General features: G+C 43.9%; 18 protein-coding genes. 15 read left to right on the top strand and 3 right to left on the bottom strand.

Annotated features, from left to right (window positions below; genetic code table 11):
• The first annotated feature begins 166 nt into the window (after positions 1-166).
• The 5 genes from AC1DFM_RS06185 to AC1DFM_RS06165 are packed head-to-tail and all read left to right on the top strand — an operon-like array spanning position 167 to position 9,075.
• Positions 167-3,307, top strand: a complete 3,141-nt coding sequence (locus tag AC1DFM_RS06185) for a SusC/RagA family TonB-linked outer membrane protein (RefSeq protein ID WP_477075824.1) — start codon at positions 167-169, stop codon at positions 3,305-3,307.
• A 22-nt stretch (positions 3,308-3,329) separates the two neighbouring features.
• On the top strand, positions 3,330-5,270 hold the full coding sequence (locus AC1DFM_RS06180; RefSeq protein ID WP_477075823.1) for a RagB/SusD family nutrient uptake outer membrane protein: 1,941 nt from the start codon (positions 3,330-3,332) through the stop codon (positions 5,268-5,270).
• 48 nt (positions 5,271-5,318) lie between these two features.
• Complete coding sequence (locus tag AC1DFM_RS06175; RefSeq protein ID WP_477075822.1) at positions 5,319-6,488, top strand: DUF5000 domain-containing lipoprotein; 1,170 nt, start codon at positions 5,319-5,321, stop codon at positions 6,486-6,488.
• Positions 6,489-6,516: 28 nt separating this feature from the next.
• Positions 6,517-7,731 (top strand): DUF4998 domain-containing protein, encoded by a 1,215-nt coding sequence (locus AC1DFM_RS06170; protein ID WP_477075821.1) that lies wholly within the window; start codon positions 6,517-6,519, stop codon positions 7,729-7,731.
• 6 nt (positions 7,732-7,737) lie between these two features.
• The gene (locus AC1DFM_RS06165) at positions 7,738-9,075 is read left to right on the top strand and encodes a GH36-type glycosyl hydrolase domain-containing protein (protein ID WP_477075820.1); all 1,338 of its coding nucleotides are present in this window, start codon (positions 7,738-7,740) and stop codon (positions 9,073-9,075) included.
• Between the two features lie 78 nt (positions 9,076-9,153).
• Here the strand turns inward: AC1DFM_RS06165 and AC1DFM_RS06160 are convergent, their stop codons facing one another.
• Positions 9,154-9,312, bottom strand: a complete 159-nt coding sequence (locus tag AC1DFM_RS06160) for a hypothetical protein (protein ID WP_477075819.1) — start codon at positions 9,310-9,312, stop codon at positions 9,154-9,156.
• A 210-nt stretch (positions 9,313-9,522) separates the two neighbouring features.
• On the opposite strand from AC1DFM_RS06160, the gene AC1DFM_RS06155 reads away from it, so the two are divergent.
• Entirely contained in the window at positions 9,523-9,741 is a 219-nt protein-coding gene (locus AC1DFM_RS06155) for a helix-turn-helix transcriptional regulator (protein ID WP_477075818.1), read from the top strand.
• A gap of 86 nt (positions 9,742-9,827) precedes the next feature.
• Here AC1DFM_RS06155 and AC1DFM_RS06150 read toward each other — a convergent pair whose 3' ends face one another.
• Both AC1DFM_RS06150 and AC1DFM_RS06145 read right to left on the bottom strand, forming a co-directional pair.
• Entirely contained in the window at positions 9,828-10,733 is a 906-nt protein-coding gene (locus tag AC1DFM_RS06150) for an alpha/beta fold hydrolase (RefSeq protein WP_477075817.1), read from the bottom strand.
• A gap of 17 nt (positions 10,734-10,750) precedes the next feature.
• Entirely contained in the window at positions 10,751-11,575 is an 825-nt protein-coding gene (locus AC1DFM_RS06145; RefSeq protein WP_477075816.1) for an SDR family NAD(P)-dependent oxidoreductase, read from the bottom strand.
• An 87-nt stretch (positions 11,576-11,662) separates the two neighbouring features.
• Between AC1DFM_RS06145 and AC1DFM_RS06140 the strand changes: the two genes are divergently transcribed.
• The 9 genes from AC1DFM_RS06140 (at position 11,663) to AC1DFM_RS06100 (ending at position 20,716) form a co-directional block, all read left to right on the top strand.
• On the top strand, positions 11,663-12,043 hold the full coding sequence (locus tag AC1DFM_RS06140; RefSeq protein ID WP_477075815.1) for a winged helix-turn-helix transcriptional regulator: 381 nt from the start codon (positions 11,663-11,665) through the stop codon (positions 12,041-12,043).
• A gap of 50 nt (positions 12,044-12,093) precedes the next feature.
• Positions 12,094-12,672 carry an RNA polymerase sigma factor gene (locus AC1DFM_RS06135; protein ID WP_477075814.1) on the top strand — a complete coding sequence of 193 codons (579 nt, stop codon included), beginning with the start codon at positions 12,094-12,096 and terminating at the stop codon, positions 12,670-12,672.
• Positions 12,673-12,757: 85 nt separating this feature from the next.
• Positions 12,758-13,705, top strand: coding sequence for a FecR family protein (locus AC1DFM_RS06130; RefSeq protein ID WP_477075813.1), 948 nt, complete (start codon positions 12,758-12,760; stop codon positions 13,703-13,705).
• Positions 13,706-13,804: 99 nt separating this feature from the next.
• Positions 13,805-17,236 (top strand): TonB-dependent receptor, encoded by a 3,432-nt coding sequence (locus AC1DFM_RS06125; RefSeq protein WP_477075812.1) that lies wholly within the window; start codon positions 13,805-13,807, stop codon positions 17,234-17,236.
• A gap of 17 nt (positions 17,237-17,253) precedes the next feature.
• Positions 17,254-18,045 carry a hypothetical protein gene (locus AC1DFM_RS06120; RefSeq protein WP_477075811.1) on the top strand — a complete coding sequence of 264 codons (792 nt, stop codon included), beginning with the start codon at positions 17,254-17,256 and terminating at the stop codon, positions 18,043-18,045.
• Between the two features lie 16 nt (positions 18,046-18,061).
• The gene (locus AC1DFM_RS06115; protein ID WP_477075810.1) at positions 18,062-18,802 is read left to right on the top strand and encodes a hypothetical protein; all 741 of its coding nucleotides are present in this window, start codon (positions 18,062-18,064) and stop codon (positions 18,800-18,802) included.
• 121 nt (positions 18,803-18,923) lie between these two features.
• On the top strand, positions 18,924-19,406 hold the full coding sequence (locus AC1DFM_RS06110; protein WP_477075809.1) for a RidA family protein: 483 nt from the start codon (positions 18,924-18,926) through the stop codon (positions 19,404-19,406).
• Positions 19,407-19,459: 53 nt separating this feature from the next.
• Complete coding sequence (locus tag AC1DFM_RS06105; protein ID WP_477075808.1) at positions 19,460-20,275, top strand: DUF6597 domain-containing transcriptional factor; 816 nt, start codon at positions 19,460-19,462, stop codon at positions 20,273-20,275.
• A 72-nt stretch (positions 20,276-20,347) separates the two neighbouring features.
• Entirely contained in the window at positions 20,348-20,716 is a 369-nt protein-coding gene (locus AC1DFM_RS06100; protein ID WP_477075807.1) for a VOC family protein, read from the top strand.
• Positions 20,717-20,719 lie beyond the last annotated feature (3 nt).

The following is a 20,719-nucleotide window of genomic DNA, read 5'->3' as shown; positions in this document are numbered from 1 at the left end:
CAAATATCTCATATATTCAGTCTGCGTTAAATGTCTAAGTAATTCATTTATAATAAAATAACCTCCGGTAAAAATTTTTCTTTTTAAAAAGTTTTGACGTTAACTTTTTAATATGTACTTATGTATATACAAACCAACATCTAATTATTCATTTGTCTGCTCTGTTATGAAAAAACGCATCCCAACCTCCCTGCGACAGAAATGCCTGTACTATCTCTTGCTGCTATTTATCGGGAATGCTGCCTTTGCCCAGTCCATTACCTTAATAGGTAAAGTGGTGGATGCAAAAGGACAAGCGATGCCTGGCGTAACTGTAAAAGTGAAGCATCGTACTACCGGCGCTGTCACCAGTACCATCGGCGAATTCGCCATCAAATTGGAGAAAGCCTCCGATACTTTACTCATCAGCTCCATGGGATACCTGCCACAGGAAATTCCCGTAAACGGACGCCGCACCTTGCTCGTTACACTGGAGGAAAATCGTAATGACCTGAACGACGTAGTAGTAGTGGCTTATGGCCAACAAAAGAAACAAAGCATGGTCAGCTCCATCACGACCGTCAACCCAAAAGAAATCAAAGGACCTTCCAGTAACCTTACTACCATGCTCGCCGGACGTATCTCCGGACTGGTATCCTACCAGCGCAGTGGTGAACCCGGTGCAGACAACGCCTCTTTCTTTATCCGGGGGATTACGACTTTTGGCTCCGGTAAACAAGATCCCCTGATCTTAATTGATGGAATGGAATCTACCAGCACAGAACTGGCCCGCCTGCAACCAGATGATATTGCCGGCTTCTCTGTGCTGAAAGACGCCGCCGCCTCGTCATTGTATGGCGCCCGCGGTGCCAACGGCGTTATCCTGATTACTACTAAAAGTGGTAAATCCGGTGTAACGAAAATGAATATACGTTTTGAGAACTCCTTTTCTTCCAACACGCGAAACATAGAACTGGCAGATAACATTTCTTATATGGAACTGGCCAATGAAGCAGCCATCACCCGCGACAGGCTGGCGCCATTGCCTTATAGCCAGAACAAAATTGACCACACCAAAGCAGGCGATAATCCATATCTGTATCCCAGCAACGACTGGCTCGGAACATTGATTAAAAAATCTACGAATAACCAGCGGTTGAATATCAACCTCTCCGGCGGTGGCCAGAAAGCGCAATACTATGTAGGCGCCACCATGAACCAGGATAACGGTATTCTGAGAACGCAAAAAGGAAGTGGTTTTAATAGCAACATCAAGTTAAGAAGTTACGAGGTTCGCTCTAACATCAACATGAAGCTGACCTCCACCACAGAAGCCATCATCAGAACCACCGGTAATTTTGATGATTATAATGGCCCCATTGGTGGTGGTAGCGCTATCTTCAAGGGTGCGCTTACAGCCAACCCCGTGTTGTTTCCGGCTAGCTATCCATCCAGCGCCCTGCCAAAAGTGAATCACCCGTTATTCGGAAACGCTGCACGCGGTGCAGAAGGCGAAGTGTATAACAATCCCTATGCGTGGATGGTATCAGGGTTCAGCCAGTATAATACCGCCATATTAAACGTACAACTGGAAATAAAACAGGACCTTAATTTCATCATTCCTGGTCTCTCTGCCAGAGTAATGGCATACACCAAACGCCTTTCCTACTTTGATCTGAGCCGACAGTATAATGCATTCTATTATGCCGCTAATCCTGTTATAAAAGCGCCGGACGACTACACACTAACGCTGTTAAATGAAAAAACAGCCACAGAATATCTGAACTACAACGGCGGTGGCAAAACGGTAAACACCACTACCTATATGGAAGCGGCGTTGAACTATAACCGTACTTTCAACCGGGTCCATAATATCAGCGGATTGTTAATCGGTATTCGCCGGAACTATCTGAACGGAAACGCCGGCGACCTGCAATCATCGCTCCCATTCCGTAACCAGGGCATTTCCGGCCGGTTCACTTATGGCTACGATAATCGCTACCTGGTGGAAGGAAACTTCGGCTACAACGGGTCAGAACGTTTTGCAAAAAATAATCGCTACGGCTTCTTCCCATCCATTGGAGTAGCATGGAATGCAGTGAATGAGCAATTCCTGGAGAAGTATAAAAGTACAATCACACAATTGAAGTTACGCGCTACCTACGGCCTGGTAGGTAACGACCAGATCGGAAGCGCAAATGATCGTTTCTTTTACCTGTCAAACGTTAACCTGAACACTTATGGGTACGGATCATCCTTTGGTCAGAACTATGAATATTTCAGACCAGGTGTAAGTATTTCCCGCTATGCCAACAGCGCCATCACCTGGGAAAAATCCCAAAAAACCAATATCGGTTTGGACCTGGGCCTCTGGAGTGCACTCAACCTTACCATAGACGCATATAAAGAACATCGGAGTAATATCCTGATGTCCAGAGCTTACATCCCTACTACGATGGGCCTTTCAGCGCCTATCAGCTCTAACGTAGGTATCGCAGAAGGTCGTGGAGTAGACGTTGCCCTGGATTATAACAAGAACTTCGGTAAAACATGGCTGCAGGTGCGGGGAACATTTACCTATGCCGCCAGCAAATTATTAGCAAATGAGGAACCGGATTATCCGGCCAACATGAAGTACCTGTCCCGCGTAGGTCATTCATTGGGTCAGGTATATGGACTGGTAGCGGAAAGATTATTTGTAGATGATGAAGAAGTAAAGAACTCACCCCGTCAGAATTTTGGAGAAGTAAGAGGTGGAGATATCAAATACCGCGATCTGAACGGCGACGGACAAATCACTAACCTCGATATGGTGAACGCAATGGGATACCCCGTTACGCCCGAAATTATTTATGGATTTGGTTTCTCTTTCGGATATAAAAACTTTGACATCAGTACTTTCTTCCAGGGCTCTGCCAGATCTTCTTTCTTAATAGATCCTGCTTCTATTTCTCCCTTTGTACAGGATGGTAGTAATCAAAATGGATTATTGGATGTCATTGCCAAAAATCATTGGTCGGAAGACAATCGTAACCTGTACGCTTTTTGGCCAAGACTGGGTCCCACACAGAATAACAACAACAATCAACTCTCCAATTGGTGGATGCGCAATGGTGCTTTCCTTCGGATGAAGAGTGCGGAAATCGGTTATAATATCGGTGAGAAGGGAATGAAGAAATATCATATATCCGGCCTGAGAATTTATCTCAATGGTACCAACCTGTTCCTGATCAGCGCCTTTAAATTATGGGACCCCGAACAAGGAGGTAACGCTTTGGGATATCCTGTTCAACGTGTGTTTAACGTAGGCGTTAACGTTAGCTTATAGTGTACTGCCAAAATCAATTGTTATGCAACCATTACATACATATTTGACATCAATAAAATCTTTACGCAGCAGGTATTTTACGATCGTTCTGCTGTGTGCTGCTGCCACCTTTTTTACGGCTTGTAAAAAAGGATTTCTGGACATCATTCCTGACAACCTGCCTACACTGGATCATGCTTTTGCTAACCGCCAGGAGGCAGAGAAATTTTTATTTACCTGCTACGCCTATCTGCCGAGAGAAGGAAACCCGGATATGAATCCCGGATTCAATGCCGGTGACGAAGCCTGGACCTATTGGCCCATGTATGAAGATTTTTTTAACCTCGGTCCCTATAACATTGCCCGTGGTACACAGAGCAGCGCAGACCCATACATGAACTATTGGGATGGATATGACGGAAGACCGCTATGGCAGGGGATTCGTAACTGTAACATTTTTCTCGAAAATGTGGATAAAGTAATCGATCTGCAGCCTTATGAAAAAGAGCGTTGGATTGCTGAAGTGAAATTCCTGAAAGCCTATTTTCACTGGTATTTATTCAGAATGTATGGCCCTATTCCTATAGTGGATAAAAATTTGCCTACTACTGCAACGCCGGAAGAAGTGCGGATATTCAGACAACCTGTTGATTCCGTTGTCAACTATATCGCTAATCTGTTGGATGAAGCAGCTGCTGGTGAAAACACCGGACTGCCACTATCTATTACCAGTTCTACAATAGAACTCGGACGCGTCACGAAAGTAGCTGCACTGGCTATCAAAGCCCGTGTACTGGTAACTGCCGCCAGTCCCTTGTTTAATGGTAATAACGACTTTTCCGGCATGAAGAATAAAAACGGACAGGTACTTTTTAATCCACAGTATGACGCTACCAAATGGATAAGAGCAAAGGATGCCTGTAAAAAAGCCATCGATCTCGCCAATGCTGCCGGAGTGAGACTATACCACTTCACCTCACCCCTCACAGCAGTAGATCATGCTACACAAATAGAAATGAATATCCGTAATGCAGTTTGTGAAAAATGGAACAGTGAACTGATATTTGGATTAACATCAGACGGAGACCCTACCTACTGGCTGCAAACATTTGCCTGTCCGCAGTTAGATCCCGAAGAGTTTAACCTCAACCTGAAAGGAAAGCTGGCGCCTCCGCTGAAAATAGCGGAAATGTTCTATACCAAAAATGGCGTGCCTATTGAAGAAGACAAAACCTGGGATTATGGCAACCGCTACAAATTGCGTATGGTAACAGCAAAGGATACCGGCATGCAGGAAGGTTATAAAACAGTAGGATTACATTTTGAGAGAGAGCCGAGATTCTATGCAGATCTGGCATTTGATGGCTCCAAATGGTTCATGAAAAATGAGAACTACAATATTCAAAGTAAAGCCGATCAATATTCAGGTAAAAAACAAATCCGCTTGTATTCTGTCACTGGCTATTATACCAAGAAAGTAGTGAGCTGGAACCTGAATTTCACTGCTACGTCGCTGAAAACAGAATCATATCCCTGGCCGGTGATGCGCTTGTCAGATCTTTACCTCTTATACGCAGAAGCATTGAATGAAACCGGTGCCTCCACAGAGGCATTGCCTTATCTGAACCAGATCCGCGAAAGAGCCGGATTACCGTCGATAGAAACTTCCTGGTCCACCTATTCAACCAATCCATCGAAGTATACATCTGTAGCCGGACTTCGTAATATTATCCGCCAGGAGCGCGGTATAGAAATGGCGTTTGAAGCCAGTCGCTTCTGGGATCTGCGTAGATGGAAAACAGCCCCGCAGGTATTGAATGGCCCCATTTATGGATGGGATATCCAGCAATCTACCTATGAAGGGTATAATCGCAAGGTGTTCATATACAACACACAGTTTGTTGCTCCCCGCGATTATTTCTGGCCCATCAAAGAATATGATCTCCAGATCAATACTAACCTGCAACAAAATCCAGGTTGGTAACAGCCGGCTATTTGGTTAAAATATTTGTACCTGCTTAAATGCACTGATATGAACAAACGAAATTATCTCCATACAATATTAATATCCCTGCTGGTGATCTCCTCCTGTAAAAGAGAAGAGCCCAGACCCGTTATAGAAGATCATACCGCGCCCGGAGTTGTGACCAATTTATCTATCACCAATCTCAATGGTGCCGCAAGAATCAGCTATACCCTGCCAGACGATGCCGATCTGTTATGTGTAAAAGCCGTGTATCAAACCACCAAAGGTGTAAAAAGTGAAACGAAAGTAAGTCGTTATAACAGCAGCCTGCTGGTGGAAGGATTTGGTGATACCAGCGTTTACAAGGTTACCTTGTATGCAGTGGATAAAAGCGAGAATGTTTCTCCCCCAGTGGAAGTAACCGTAAAACCGTTGGAGCCATTTATCTGGATCGTTAGAAGAACGATTGGTGTAGTACCTGATTTTGGTGGCGTAAATGTGAAATTTGATAATGCGAAGGAAACTGATCTGGCGGTGGTGGTATTGGCCAACGATTCCCTGGGCGCATTCTCTCCCTATATGACGAAGTATACCAATTTGCAAGTGGGAGACTTCTCCACCAGGAATATGAAAGACGTGCCCACCGACTTTGGTGTATATGTGCGGGACAGATGGGGGAACATGTCAGATACCTTCCATACAAAGCTGACACCTTTATTTGAAGAGTTGCTGGATCGTAAGAAAATGAAAGGACTGATACTGCCTACCGATGCTCCTTTGGGTTATGGAGGAGATATTTCAGGGATTTTTGATGGAAGCACCACCTCCGGTTTTTATCACTCCGGAGATGCCGCCAGGATGCCGCAATGGTTCACTTATGATATGGGCGTCACCGTTAAGTTAAGCCGTATTGCATGGTTCATGAGACCCGATTACTTATATGGCCTTCATAGCCCGAGAAAAGTGGAAATATGGGGCTCTAACAAGCCTAATCCAGATGGAAGTTTTGATGATAGCTGGATATTGCTCGCTGAACATACCCAGATAAAACCATCGGGCCTGCCTCCTGGAAAACTTTCCCAGGCAGATAAGGATGCCGCCGCAGAAGGTGAAACGATCAGCTTCCCATTGAATACACCTAAAGTGCGTTATATCCGCTTTAAAACTTTGCAAAACTGGACGAATGGTACCTATTGTCAGTTTCATGAACTGATGAGCTGGGGAGATACAAAATAAATCATCTGTCAACCAAGAAATTAATCACATGAAAGATATCAGGCTTTTCATTCTTTTAGGGATACTGGCTATTACAGCTTTTATCGTGTCCTGCACCAAAACCAAAGGCGATGCCTACAGAAAGTTTATGGAAGGTGGTGAAATCACCTATCCGGGTAGAGCAGATACCGTTCTGGCAGGCGCCGCTGGCCTTAATACGCTGCAGCTGTCTATTATTTTAGGCAACGATCCTTTGGTAACACGAATAAAGATCCTCTGGAATAATAGTAACGACTCCATAGAGCTACCGGTAAAGCGGACAAACGGAACAGATACGATAACGCAACTGCTAACTAACCTCAATGAGGGGGATTATAACTTTATCATTTATACTTATGATAAGGAAAATCATCGCTCCGTAATGGTGAATGCTTTTGGGGCAGCCGTGGGAGAAAGTTATGTAAGCACGCTCGTTAACAGAACACTGCAGTCGGTAACACAGGACGCCGATGGTAACATGGTGCTGAACTGGGCAGCAGCGCCTACCGGAGAGCAGGGCGTTGAAATAACATATACCGGTGACGATGGAAAAACACGAAATAAGATAGTGCCCGCCGGCGAAACCCAAACGGTGCTGAACGATTATAAAGGTCCGTCAACACTGACTTACATTTCAAGATGCAAGCCAGATAGTAGTTCTTTTATATTTTTCTATCCTAAAGAAGGCGCACTTACCACTGCTTTACCACAGTTTGAAAGACAACTCCCCAAGAAAGGATTTAAGGTACTGGAATTACCAACCGATGTGAAAGATGGCGGCTATGGCTGGTTAGTTAATTATATGTGGGATAACAACTACAACACTCCCGGCTTTGCTACACAATCTATCATCCCTTGCTGGTTCACGATAGATTGCGCCAAAGCAGCAGCACTCAACCGTTTCAAAGTATGGCAGGCAAATGACCGCCTGTATGTAGGAGAAAGCGTAAAGACCTTTGAATTATATGGTAGTAATCAGCCTGCGGCAGATGGGAGCTGGGAAAGCTGGACAAAGATCGGCTCATATGAATCCATCAAGCCTTCCGGTTTGCCTGTGGGACAAAATTCAGACGCGGACATTGCCTTTGCAAAAGCCGGTGAAGAATTCAGCGTACCGGCAGGAACAGCACCTTTCCGGTATTATCGCTTTAAATTGTTAACCAACTGGGGCAATGCCGCATTTATGACAATAGAAGAAATTACATTTTATACACACGATAAGTAACGACAGATGAAAAGATTATTCATACTGCCATGCCTCATTTTGGCGATGGCAGCACACGCACAGCAAGGAGAGTTGAAGTTGTTATCCTATCCGGGCCGGGTGGAAGCAGCTAATATCAGCAAAGCTCAATTGGCTAAACAGATACTGGCCGACCACCGTTTAGATACCGTACAGGCGTGGGCGTTAAAAGTATTAACCGGCTTCAACGCCGGTACCGGCTATGGCGAAATCTGGATCAGAGACTTTAACACCTTTATCAAAGGATCATTAAAGGTACGTAGCAGCCAGGATGTGAAGGATGCGCTGCTCCTGTTTTTCAAGTTACAAGGCGCCGATGGTAATATCCCTGATGGCGCTATCAATGAAAAACAAGCCAACATCGGTTACAACTACGCGCACACAAACCTGGCGCCAGGATGGGCCAGCCACAAGAATACGGTGGAAACAGACCAGGAGTCATCCCTGATACAAGCCGTAAAGCAATACATTGATGTAACCGGTGATAAAAGCATTCTCCAGGAAAGTGTAGGGGAGCAAACGGTGATGCAAAGAATGGAAGCAGCCATGCGTTTTATATTGAATGACCGCTGGGCAAAAGAATACGGCCTGGTGAAAGGCGCTACCACCGTCGATTGGGGAGATGTACAGCCGGAAACCGGATGGGGCGTTGCMTTGAATGAAAAAACAAAATGGTCTGTTGATATCTACGATAACGCCATGTTCCTGCTGGCTATCAATGATTTCCTGGCCATCAAACCCGCGACCTACACTGCTAAGGATAACTGGAAAAATATTGCTGCCAGTCTCCGGAAAAATATCCGGCAACATCTCTGGGATGCCAAAGCCAACAAATATATTCCGCATCTCTACCTGAATGGAAGCCCATTCCCCGCTTCCTTTGATGAGCGCAGCATCTTGTATACCGGAGGTACCGCCTGCGCAATACTAGCCGGATTACATGATCAGAAAGAGATTCGTACAATCAACCAGCAATTCCTGGCTGCCGCTGAAAAAGAACAATTCGCTACCATCGGTATGACGGTGTACCCTCCATACCCGATAGAAGTATTCCCTAACATGGGAGCATATATCTACCAGAACGCCGGCGACTGGACCTGGTTCGGTGGACGTATGATCACTGCCTTAACTAACAACGGCCTGCCATTGGAAGCCTATGCAGAAATGAGCCCCATGCTCGACCGCGTAATCAAAAACAAAGGATTCAATGAATGGTATGATGTGCGTACCGGCAAAGCATCCGGATCAGGCGACTTCAGAGGAGAAGCCGGGGTATTGTTTGATGCGATTAATCAGCTGAAAGCCTGGGCAGGAAAAGTGAAGTAAATAAGTATTGAATGTTAGATACAAAAATCCCATGGAACGGTTGTTCTATGGGATTTTTTATGATTGGTTTTGCCTTGATCAGATAGAGCATTTAAGCCCTCCTGTTTTTTTCAAATAACTCACTTCTTTTTGCAGTTTTTTAATTTCCTTTTCCGTTTTGGAAATCTCCTTTTTTAAGAAAAGGTTTTTTGCCTCTATGTCTGCGCAGGCTTTGGTAAGAAATTCTTTGTCAGTCATGAAGATTAGTTTAAAACTGTTAACACTTTTGAGGAAAAAATGAGGAATAATAATTTAAAATGAAGATACGTAAAAGTTATTAAATAATAAGTTATACGTATTATATAGTAAGTAAAAGTAAATATTGATAATTATAACTTATTGAATGATAAGTTTTAGTGCTTTTTGACGCGCTCTTTTTGCCTTAAATTTGATAATAACCTTATCAAAATGGCAKAAAAGCTAAAGATTAATAGAATTAAGGCTGTACTAGCAGAAAAAGATATCATGCACAAAGACCTGGCAGCTATGGTGGATAAAACACCTAGTGCTATCACAAGGATTTGTAATAATGATTTTCAACCAACATTAAAGCTGTTACGGGAGATAGCTATTGCTTTGGATGTAAGTATATGCGAGTTACTAATTGACCCCAGGAAGAACAAATAATAATGACATGGTGTCTCTATCACATCGAAAATAAAAAAAGAATTCCCGGAATAACACCGGAAATTCTCTTACTTGATTTTTTATACTCATTTTTTTATCTGCGCTAAAATCAATTGATTGATCCGCTCCGGTTGTTCTTCCAGGACATAATGTCCGCAGTCTTCTATCACTTCCGTTTGCACGTGATCGGCAATTTTCTTCATGGCCTCGCCCACACGATCCGCCGTGGCATATCGACCACCTACCGCCAACACCGGAATGGATAGCTTTCGGGTGAACGACTGGTTTTGCTGCGCGCTTTCACTAAAAGCCCGATAGTAAGCAAAGCCGTTCTTCATGGTGCCTTTATAGTCGTTGTAGTAAACCTGGATATCATTTTTGTTGATAGCAGATTTAACGAATGACTTCTTCCTAAAATACCAGGAAATATATTCTTTTTCTTTTCCGTTGGTCAGAAACTCAGGAATTTCATCTACCGCATGAAAATAGAACTGCCATACCTTGGTGGCATTTTCCGGACGAAAAACAGCAGGGTCCATTAATCCGGGGATACCGGCATCAATAACGGTGAGCGTTGATAATTTACGTTCAAAAAAGAGAGCGTACGTAACCGCTACCCAGCTGCCAATGTCATGACCTACCAGGTGGAATTTTTCGATCTTCAGCGTATCTGTTAATTGGTTAATCAGCGTGGCAATACTTTTGGTATCATATTTCTCCACACGTTGACTTTTGCCTAGTCCTGGTAAGTCTACCGCAATTACCCGGTTGTTTTTCGAGAGTTCGGCAAAATTCTTTCTCCACACATAGGAGGTTTGTGGCCACCCATGTAAGAGGACAATGGTTTCACCTTTCCCTTGTTCATAATAGGCAATTTTGGTGTTATTCAATTTGATAGTTTTCATAGCGGGCAGTTGCGCCAGCAGGCTGCCAGGGATCATTAGCAGCAGTAATGATTTGATCCCATTTTTTATTTTGAAAGAAAAGTTCATGACTTCTTTTTGTCGGGTTAATAATCGATACCTTTTGCGATTTCGGCTGTTTGTTCAATACAATGTTGCAGTTCAGCAATTTTAGCTTTCATCGTATCAATAGTACTGGAGGTCAGCGGTAAACGGAAGAAAGGACTGCCTTTTAACACAGCGTCGATAATCGCCTGCGCCGCTTTAATAGGATCTCCCGATTGTTTGCCGTCATTGTTCTTTGTGTTTACCCGGATATTACCCAGCTTTTCGGCATATGTGGGCAACTCATTTTGGGCATATTGAACCGAGGCGCCAAAGAAATCAGTCCGTAGTGGACCTGGTTCTACCAGCAATACTTTTATGCCAAAGGGAGCGACTTCCTGTTTCAAAGATTCGCTCATGCCCTCTAAGGCAAACTTACTGGAAGCATAAATGCCGTTTCCGGCGGCCGCTATCAGCCCAACACGCGAAGATATCTGCACAATGGTGCCTTGTCCTTTTTCACGCATATGAGGCAACACTGCCTGGCAAAGCTTCCACACCGCAATCACGTTCACATTAAATTGTTGCACCACTTCAGACTCATCAAACTCCTCCAGCATTCCAAATGCGCCGTAGCCCGCATTGTTGACGAGTACATCTATCTGCCCCTGTGTTTTAATGATAGACGCGACTAACGAGGTCATCTGATCGGTTTGATTCAGGTCAATGATGTATGCCGTAGCATTTAGCTCTTTTTCGAATGTTTCTTTATCTGCAACTGTTCTAACGGTGCCGATCACAATATCGCCGGTGGCTGCCACCTGCTTCGCTATTTCCCGGCCCAGTCCTTTAGAAACACCGGTAATAAGCCATACTTTCTGTTTCATATTTTTTGTTTTAAATCCTATGCAAAACTATTTTATACCTTTGCATACGACAAGTACCTACAAAATTGTAGGTATAAAACGGATAGCATGAGAAAGGAAAACTCCACCAACTTTTTAAACGAGAGGGATCTTGCCCACAACTGTGGAATGTACTATACCATTATGCTGATTGGCGGTAGATGGAAAATCAGTATTCTGGCTGCCCTGCTGGACAACGAAGTAATGAGGTATTCGGAAATTAAAAACAGACTTTCCAATATCACGGAAAGAATGTTGATTAAACAGCTCAAAGAATTGCAGGAAGATGGCCTTATTACCCGGAAGGATTATAAAGAGCTGCCGCCAAGAGTAGAGTACAGTATCAGTAAAAAAGGCCGAAGCCTGAGAAACCTGCTGATTGAAATGCAGCAATGGGGAAAGGCGAATAGTAAAAAGCATGTAACAATGCCGACAGCAGTAAACTCATAACATTCTGATAAAACTGTAATGATATCTTTGCGCCCGCAAGGTAATTTGTAATGGACAGAAACACTTTAAATGATGCCACTTTATGGCAACAGGCAAAACGGGGAGATACGGCATCGTTTTCGTGTTTGTTTGAACGGTATTGGGATGAGATGTTTTCGATGGCTTACCGCAGACTGGCTGATGAAGCAACCGCCAAAGATGTGGTGCAGAATATTTTTATTCATGCCTGGGAAAACCGGCAGCAGATTACCGTGGAAGATAAGTTAAGCCCCTATCTGTTTACTGCATTAAAGTATAGTGTTATCCGCCATATTTACCGGGCAGCCAAACAAGGCACCACAGATTTACCCCTGGCTGTGTACAGTTTGCCCGATGAAACAGAACAGAAAAAACAAGAGCACCACGAATTTGACAGATTAAAAGAAAAAGTTCAGGCCGAAATCACTGTTATGCCCGATAAGATGCGGGAAGTATTTATACTGAGTTATGAAAAAGAACTCTCCGTCAAAGAAATAGCACGCCGCTTGTCTATTTCAGAACAAACCGTTAAAAACCAGGTGCACAACGCCCTTAAACGACTTCGCTACCGGATGCAAAGCCAATCGGTTTTCCTGCCCTTTATCCTGTAATCACGGAGTTCACAATTTGGTAACATTGAACTTATAGTACCACCCGCCCAAACTGGTATTTATATAGCAGGAGGACTGTTATATCATGAAGTTACATAACCGGTTAAAGCTACTTCGACATTATTTATCAGGGAAGACAAATGAACATCAGAGCAGACTTGTTGACGACTGGTACCATTCAATGGATGATACTAAGCCAATAAATCTTTGGGAAGAAGAAGGAAAAAGAAATGCTGTCAAAGGCGGGATGCAATTGCAAATCCTCGGACAAATCAATCGTTCGAAAGTAGTGCCCATGCGCCGCCGGATCGCAGCTGCGGCTTGTATTGCGGTATTATTAGCCAGCGCCTCCTGGCTTTTCGTGGTGAGTCGTAGCAGCCATGCCGTTACCTATCTTACTATATCAGCTCCCCTGAATGAAGTCAAACAAGTGCTATTGCCCGATAGTTCAAAAATATGGCTGAAATCAGGAACTACGGTACAATACAGCTCTCTGTACGGAAAGAAAAACAGACGCCTGGAACTGCTGGAGGGCGAAGCCTTTTTTGATGTGCAAAAAGATAATGCCAGACCATTTATAGTGAAAGCTGGCGGACTCGAAACAAAAGTATTGGGTACATCCTTCAACATACAGGCATATCGCAATCGCCCGTCTATACAGGTATGGGTACAAAGTGGGCGCGTACAGGTGAGCGACAGCATACAGGTATTGACCGAGTTATCTAAAGGAAAAAGATTGCAGTGGGAGACAGGCGACGGTCATTTCCAGATCGACAGCCTCCATTGGAAACAGGCAATGGCCTGGCAACAAGGCGTATTGCTGTTGGAATCGGCCTCCTTTACTGAACTGGCTTTTGAGTTGAAAGAAATATATGGGGTAACGTTAGTCACCAATAATGCCGATATCCGTAGCCTGCATTACGACGCCAAATTCTTTATATATAAAACATCCGTGAACGATATTATTGCCACACTAGCAGAAGTACATGGTATACACTATAAAATACAGGGACAAACAATCACTTTATACTAAAAGCAAAATCCCGCTGGTAACGGGATTTGCCAAACATTTCGGTAATGCTATTTTTTGACGAAAGCAACATTACCATCTAAAAAAATCAATCATAAAGGTATGGAAAAAAAAGAAACAGGGACATGGGTCCTCATCAGACGAAGACTGATGTTAACACTGTGTTGCCTGATGCTGACAGTATGCAGTTTACAGGCACAGTCGCCCGGCGCAGTAAAGCTGTCTGTCAGCGTGGCAAATGTTACACTGGATGTGGCCATGCGGCAGGTAAAAGAAGCCTGCCCGGTAAATATTGCCTATGATGCCGGTAAACTACGACTGGCACAATGGAAGATCTCTCCGAAAGAATTTAATAAAGCAGATTTATCCGAGATCCTGCAATACTTATTACAACAAACAAATGTTGGGTATAAAGAAGTAGCCGGTGGAATTGTATTGTTTGAAAAAGAGAAGGCGGCGCCTGCTCCTGTTAGAAAGGAGAAAGGGCGTATAGTCGGTAAGGTGATAGATGAAGAAAATGGTGAGCCGGTGATTGGCGCCACCATCCGCATAGGGGACGCAGGATCGGTGACAGATGATGGCGGTAATTTTTCATTACCGCTGTCAGAAGGACACTATACGGTGATGATCAGCTCCATGGGATATGGCGCCAAAGAAGTGAGTGGTGTTACCGTAAATGAAAGCGAAACGTTTACCTTAAACGCCACCCTTAAAAGACAAAAGGGCAACCTGGCGATGGTAGTTGTGAAATCCTCCGTAAAAAAGGAGACTACTGCTTCCCTTTACAGTCGCCAGAAAAATGAAGCGGGTATCTCCAATGGCATCAGTCGCGAGCAGATCGCGGTATTGCCCGACAAAAATATCGGAGAAACATTGAAGCGTATTTCCGGTGTAAGCACCACAGACAACAGGCGGGTAGTGGTACGCGGTATCGCTGAAAGATATAACATGGCCATGATGGATGGCGCTGCGCTGCCCAGCACAGATGTACAGGTACGTGATTTTGAATTCGACATCGTTCCCAGTAACCTGGTAGACAACGTAGTGGTATCCAAAACAGCTACGCCGGATATGGGATTCGGCTTCGGCGGAGGAATGGTACAAATCAATACCATGGCCGTTGCCGACAATAATTTTACCACCATCAGCTTCGGTGCCAAATATATTAATGGTAGCACCGGCAAAGAATTCATGGGCTATCAACGCGGAAAAAATGACTACCTCGGATTTGATGACGGTAATAGAGATCATTTCCCCAAAGAAATTCTTACCCTCAATGCAGGTAACTACAATCCACAGAAGCCCTATGATCATATTCCGCCTGCCGGTATTGAAAAAGTGACCCCTGAAATGATTGCGGCGCAGAACAAAAGAATCGGTGGACTGGAAAGACTGGGAACCCGCACTTATAAAGCTGCTCCGGGACAGAACTATCAATTTAGCCTGGGACGTAGTTATAGCGTAAAGAACAGTCGTATCGGATTTGTGGGATCGCTGAGTTACCGCAATGAGCAAGCCATTGATGATGTTTCACATTTTGAACGCGGCATCTTCACTAAGCAGGGGGGAAATTTATATGATCCAACAACGGGAGCCGAAATCAAGGAAACAACAGCGAAACAATACAATTTCACCACCAGCTGGGGCGCCTTGCTGAATGCGGGATGGAAAGGTAAACACCATCAGATCATCTCCCGTAATTTTTATTCCAGGGTATTTGCTAACCAGTTTTTCCGCGTAGAAGGCTGGGGAGAAGATATAGGGTTTGGCGATAATCCTGCTATCAATGAATACGACAGACCCAAATTTATTGATCTGTTACAGAACAGGATCAATGGAGAGCATAACGTTGGCCGCTTTAAGTTCGACTGGAGCATGGCCCGCAACCAGGTAACCAATCATGAACAGGATGCTATTGATGCAAACTTGTCGCCTATTAAAACGTTGAACACTACATTTTACAACTATACTCCCGGTGGCGTAGCCAACCCGGGGCCGCTGAGCCGGTCTTCTTATAGGTATGTTGAAACCAACTGGATGGCCGATGCCGCACTGAGCTATCGGTTCAACGTTAACAACCAGTCGCAGGTGCTCAAGGCCGGTTATCAATACCTGGAAAAGAAAGGTAGCTACGATTGGAGCGTTTTGCCTGTAGGCGTGGCAGGAAGATTTAAAGACGCCTATAAGCCGATACAGCAATGGAGTATGGACTTTGCAGATCCTATGGCCAACGCATATTATTATCCGGCTGCCTTCAACAATAACACTTATACGGGGAGGAACAACAACCAGGCCAGGTATGTGATGATGGATAACCGCTTTACCAACTGGCTTCGTTTAGTATGGGGTGTTAGAGCAGAGTATTATGAATATGAGAAGATAAAAGATGAAGCGGCTGATAAGGTGTCGCAGGCTAATCTCGATAATTCCGACAAGCAGCGTTATGTAGATCCGGAAACCGGTAACCTGGTGCATCGAACCCTCAATGCCAGTGCGGAAGATAAGAAGTGGCTGTTCCTGCCTTCAGGTAACCTGACCATTACGCCGTTCTCTAACTTCAATATCAGGGCTTCCTACGCGCAATCGGCTATTCGTCCTGCCTTGATAGAAAATTCCAGCTTTGCCCGTTTCAATTATTTATATGGCCGCATACAGCGTAATACCGGCGTGGTTTCTACCATTATTTCGCATTATGATCTGCGTCTGGAATGGTACCCTGCACCAGGTGAGGTTATTTCAGCTGGCTATTTTAAAAAGCATTTTAAAAATCCAGTTGAAATGTACCTGGACATCACCAATAGCAGCGGCGCCGTTGATTTGCTGACAGCCAACTCCGACTATGCAAATGTAAATGGCTGGGAAGTGGACTTGCGCAAGAGTCTCGGGTTTATCTATAAGGGGACTAAATTTTTGGATAACCTGTATTTCAGCGGAAACCTCACCCTGCAAAAATCCGAAGTGCAGGCCAGCGCTTTCCGGTACGAAACCATAGGCTCCGGTGCTGATGCCGATGGGAATACGTATGCCTACCGCAGAAAAGCCTACCTGAAAGAAAAACGCCCGCTGTACGGACAGGTACCGGTACTGTACAATATAGGCTTGCAATATGCCGGCGAACGACTGGGCGCCAACATCGCCTTCAATCACTCGGGCTATAAAACCTTTACCGTAGGCATGCAGCCCCATTATTCAGAGTTAGAACGCCCCCGCGATCAGGTGGATGCCCAATTGAGTTATAAGTTCCTGAAGAATAAAAATTTACAGGTGAGATTAAATGTCAGCAACCTGACGAATAGCCCATACCGCTTTTTTATCAATGGAAAAAATACCTATAGTCTGAAGCCGGGCGCTAATGACAATATCAAAGAATGGTCGGATGCATATGAATGGAAAAATGGGTTTTCCCAAAAGTATGAAGCAGGACATTATGAAGATTCACCTGATGGAAAAGGGAAAGTTCGTATAGGTGACACCGATACATTTATCCGCAAGATAGGCGCTGCTTTTAGTCTTTCTGTATCCTACAATTTCTAATAATAATAAAAATGGAAATGAAAATAAATAGAACAAACTGGTTTTTTTGGAGCATGATTGTTTTTGTGCTGGCTGCCTGTAATAAGGATAACGACAATTTCCTTTATAAAGAATACGCATTACCCATCACCATCAAGGGCTATAATGCCAGTAGCGAAATGCTTGCTATAAAACTGGACACCATCAACTGGGCAATACCACTTTCTGCAGGATCAGCATTTGAGCAGTCGGAGGCGTTTACTTTTAAAGGAGACCGGCGAACGGTTAAGTTATCGATCCATGAAAAAAATACCGGGAAGCTGGTACTGGAAAAGGAATTGAAGAAAGAGGATACAGCAATTGCTTTAAATTTCCTGTACCTGGATGGCAAAGCCAGTGATATGCCCGAGAAGCCCGCTGTAGTGAAGGACAAGATCAGCCTCCTATACATGTTCATTCCCAGCGTTACCAACTACAGTGAACCGGTAGATATCTCCATCGGTAAATATTTCGTGACACCAAAGGTTTATGAAGAAGTTACCCGGATAAAGAATGTAAAGCCGAATGAATTTAGTGAAGCAGCCACGTTTTCTACATTCCTTACCGGCAGACAGGAATACAATGGCGTATTGACTTCTGTATCTTTTCAGGTAAGGATATTTAAAGCAGGTACCAATACGCCTTATGTGGATGGCACGGCCTACACCTGGAGCGATATATCTACTACTGCTCCCAAACCGGCGGCTTCTACCGCTTCCTCTAAACTCTATATTTTCTCGGAGGCGCCCAGTGGAAACAGCATGAGATTTAACACCCGTTTAGATTATTAAGAAATAACAACAGATCATGTCAAATATTAGAATATTCGGATTGCTTGTCGCTTTGATGATGTTTATTTCCTGTAGTAAGGAAGAAGAACAGATGAAAGCCATTAACGTGGAGGTCTGGGGCTATAACGTTGGCGATGCTGAGCTGGAAATGTCGATTGACACCACCACTTATAGCAAGTTCATTACACCGCCCAATAAGGCTGTTACCTTCAGTAAAATATACACTTATCCGTCCGCTAAAAAAGAAGTGTTATTAAAAATAAAAGACAAAACATCTGGCAAAGATTTGTTCCAGCAGCAGCTGGCGCTTGGTACCAGCCAGCTGGAAATGTTTTTCCCTTTTGTATTCATGAACGGAAAGGAACTGAAAGTAGAACCGGCTGCTGCAGACCCGGCCACCAACAAACTGGGTTTTTATATTCACTATCCGCAAAGTAATGATGCACTCGATATCTTTCTGAAAAATGAAGAAGGACAAATGATGAGTATCGCAAAAAATGTAAAACCTGGTACCTGGATATATGCTAATTATTTGCCGGAGGAAGGATTTAAGTTGAAGGACAAAAAGTATATGCTGTGTTTTACCAAAACAGGCACCACAGACAGCTGGTATTTTGGAGATAGTGAAGGAATCAGCAAAGTAGACGAGTTCAGTTTACTTTTTCCTAAAAACGAGGAGAAGGGATTGGTGAGGACTTATTTTGTTACACCGGGCACGGAACAACTGGATGTGATACGTTTATTTAAAAGACCGTAGACGTACTGTAATATTATAACAGATTTTTGAGGTGTGCAGCGGTATCGCTGCACACCTTTTTTATGTATCATCAGTTAGGTATGGTGGTAAATGTCTATCTTGAAATAAACTATCCATTGCTATGAGAAAAGAAATTATTTTAAGTATCCTATTCCTGTTGCTGCGTACTTCATTTGCCAAAGCCCAGTCAGGCCAGCCCGCCGTTCAATTCATAAACCCCTCCGAAGTGGCTAAATCTAATGGATACTCACAAGCCGCTGTTATCGACCTGGGGACCAGTAAAATGATGATACTTTCCGGGCAGGTACCCTTAAATACCAAAGGAGATCTGATCGGAAAAGATAATTTTGAACAACAGGCAGAGCAGGTTTTTGCCAATATTCAGAAAATTGTAACCGCTGCCGGAGGAAAAATGTCTKATATCGTGAAACTTTCCTATTTCATCCTGGATACCAAAAATCTGAAAACACTTCGTGCTGTCAGAGATAAATATGTTGATGTTCAACATCCGCCAGCCAGTACGCTGGTACAGGTAAGCAGCTTGTTCAGGGAAGATATTTTACTGGAGATAGAAGCCACGGCGGTTATTCCTGCTCATAAATAACTGACAGGTGGCTGTGAATAAAATGGAATAATTTGCATGAAAAATAATAGCCAATGAATCACCAGATATTTGAACCGGATAGCGACTTATCAACATTCGTCAAATGTTATTGGACATTGGAAAGCCCGCATGAAAAAACGCCTAAAAGAAACACCATCGTTCCAGACGGCTGTATAAAAATGATTTTTCACTATGGCGATCCGTACAAACATTATCCTGAAAGCGCAGACAGTTTTTTGTTACCAAAGTGTTTCGTAGTGGGGCAACTAACCCGGCCATACGAAGTAGAGCCCACTGGTGAAACCGGTACTTTCTTTGTTTGCTTTCATCCAAATGGATTTTTGCCTTTTACCACCATTCCACTAAAGGAGCTGGAAAATACGGTAGTGCCGCTGGAAGAAATATTTGGGCAAGATGGACAAGTCATCGCGCACAACATTCTACAGGCAGTATCCACGTCTGATAGAATAAGCCTGGTGGAGGCCTTTTTGCTCGACCGGCTCATCGATACCGCTACTGTCGATTGTATTGTACAATCTACTATTGAAACTATCCTGACTGCCAACGGACAGCTATCTGTAGATGAGCTATCTAGAAAAGGCAATATCAACCGCAGGCAGCTGGTGCGTAAGTTTTCCTCTTCTATTGGCCTGAGCCCCAAGCAGCTCTCCAAAACAATCCGGCTGCAGGCTACACTCAAAACGCTGCTGAATAGTAAAGTAACAAGTCTTACCGGCCTGGCTTATGAAAGCGAGTATTACGATCAGGCCCATTTTATCAAAGACTTCAAAGAATTCACCGGTCTGACCCCCAAAGAATTTTATGGTGATAGTTTAAAAATGTCTTTGATCTTCGACAGTACACCGTGACCTTGTCCCATTTTTACAATTTTGGATGGTTGGCGTGATGCAACTTTGCTGCCTAACGCAAAACAATCAATAATGGAAAATCTTGTCACTTTCATTGATATCCCTGCTACAGATTTCAGCAGGGCCGTATCTTTTTATACCGCTATTTTAGGTGTACCCATCCATGAAATGGATATCTCCGGAACAAAAATGGGCTTCTTCCCATTTGATGGTAAGAACATATCAGGCKCCATCGTACAGGGAGATGATTTCAAGCCATCAACAAATGGGGTACTGGTTTATTTAAACGGCGGCAACAACTTACAAGTGATATTAGATAAGGTGGAAGGCAATAATGGAAAAGTCATTTTGCCTAAAACCTATATCAGCGCAGAAGTAGGCTATAAGGCGATCTTCATCGATACCGAAGGTAACAGGATGGCGCTTCATTCCATTAACTAAGAA

This window comes from Chitinophaga sp. 05T412 (assembly GCF_056396465.1).
This window is presented reverse-complemented; position numbering and strand designations above follow the sequence as displayed.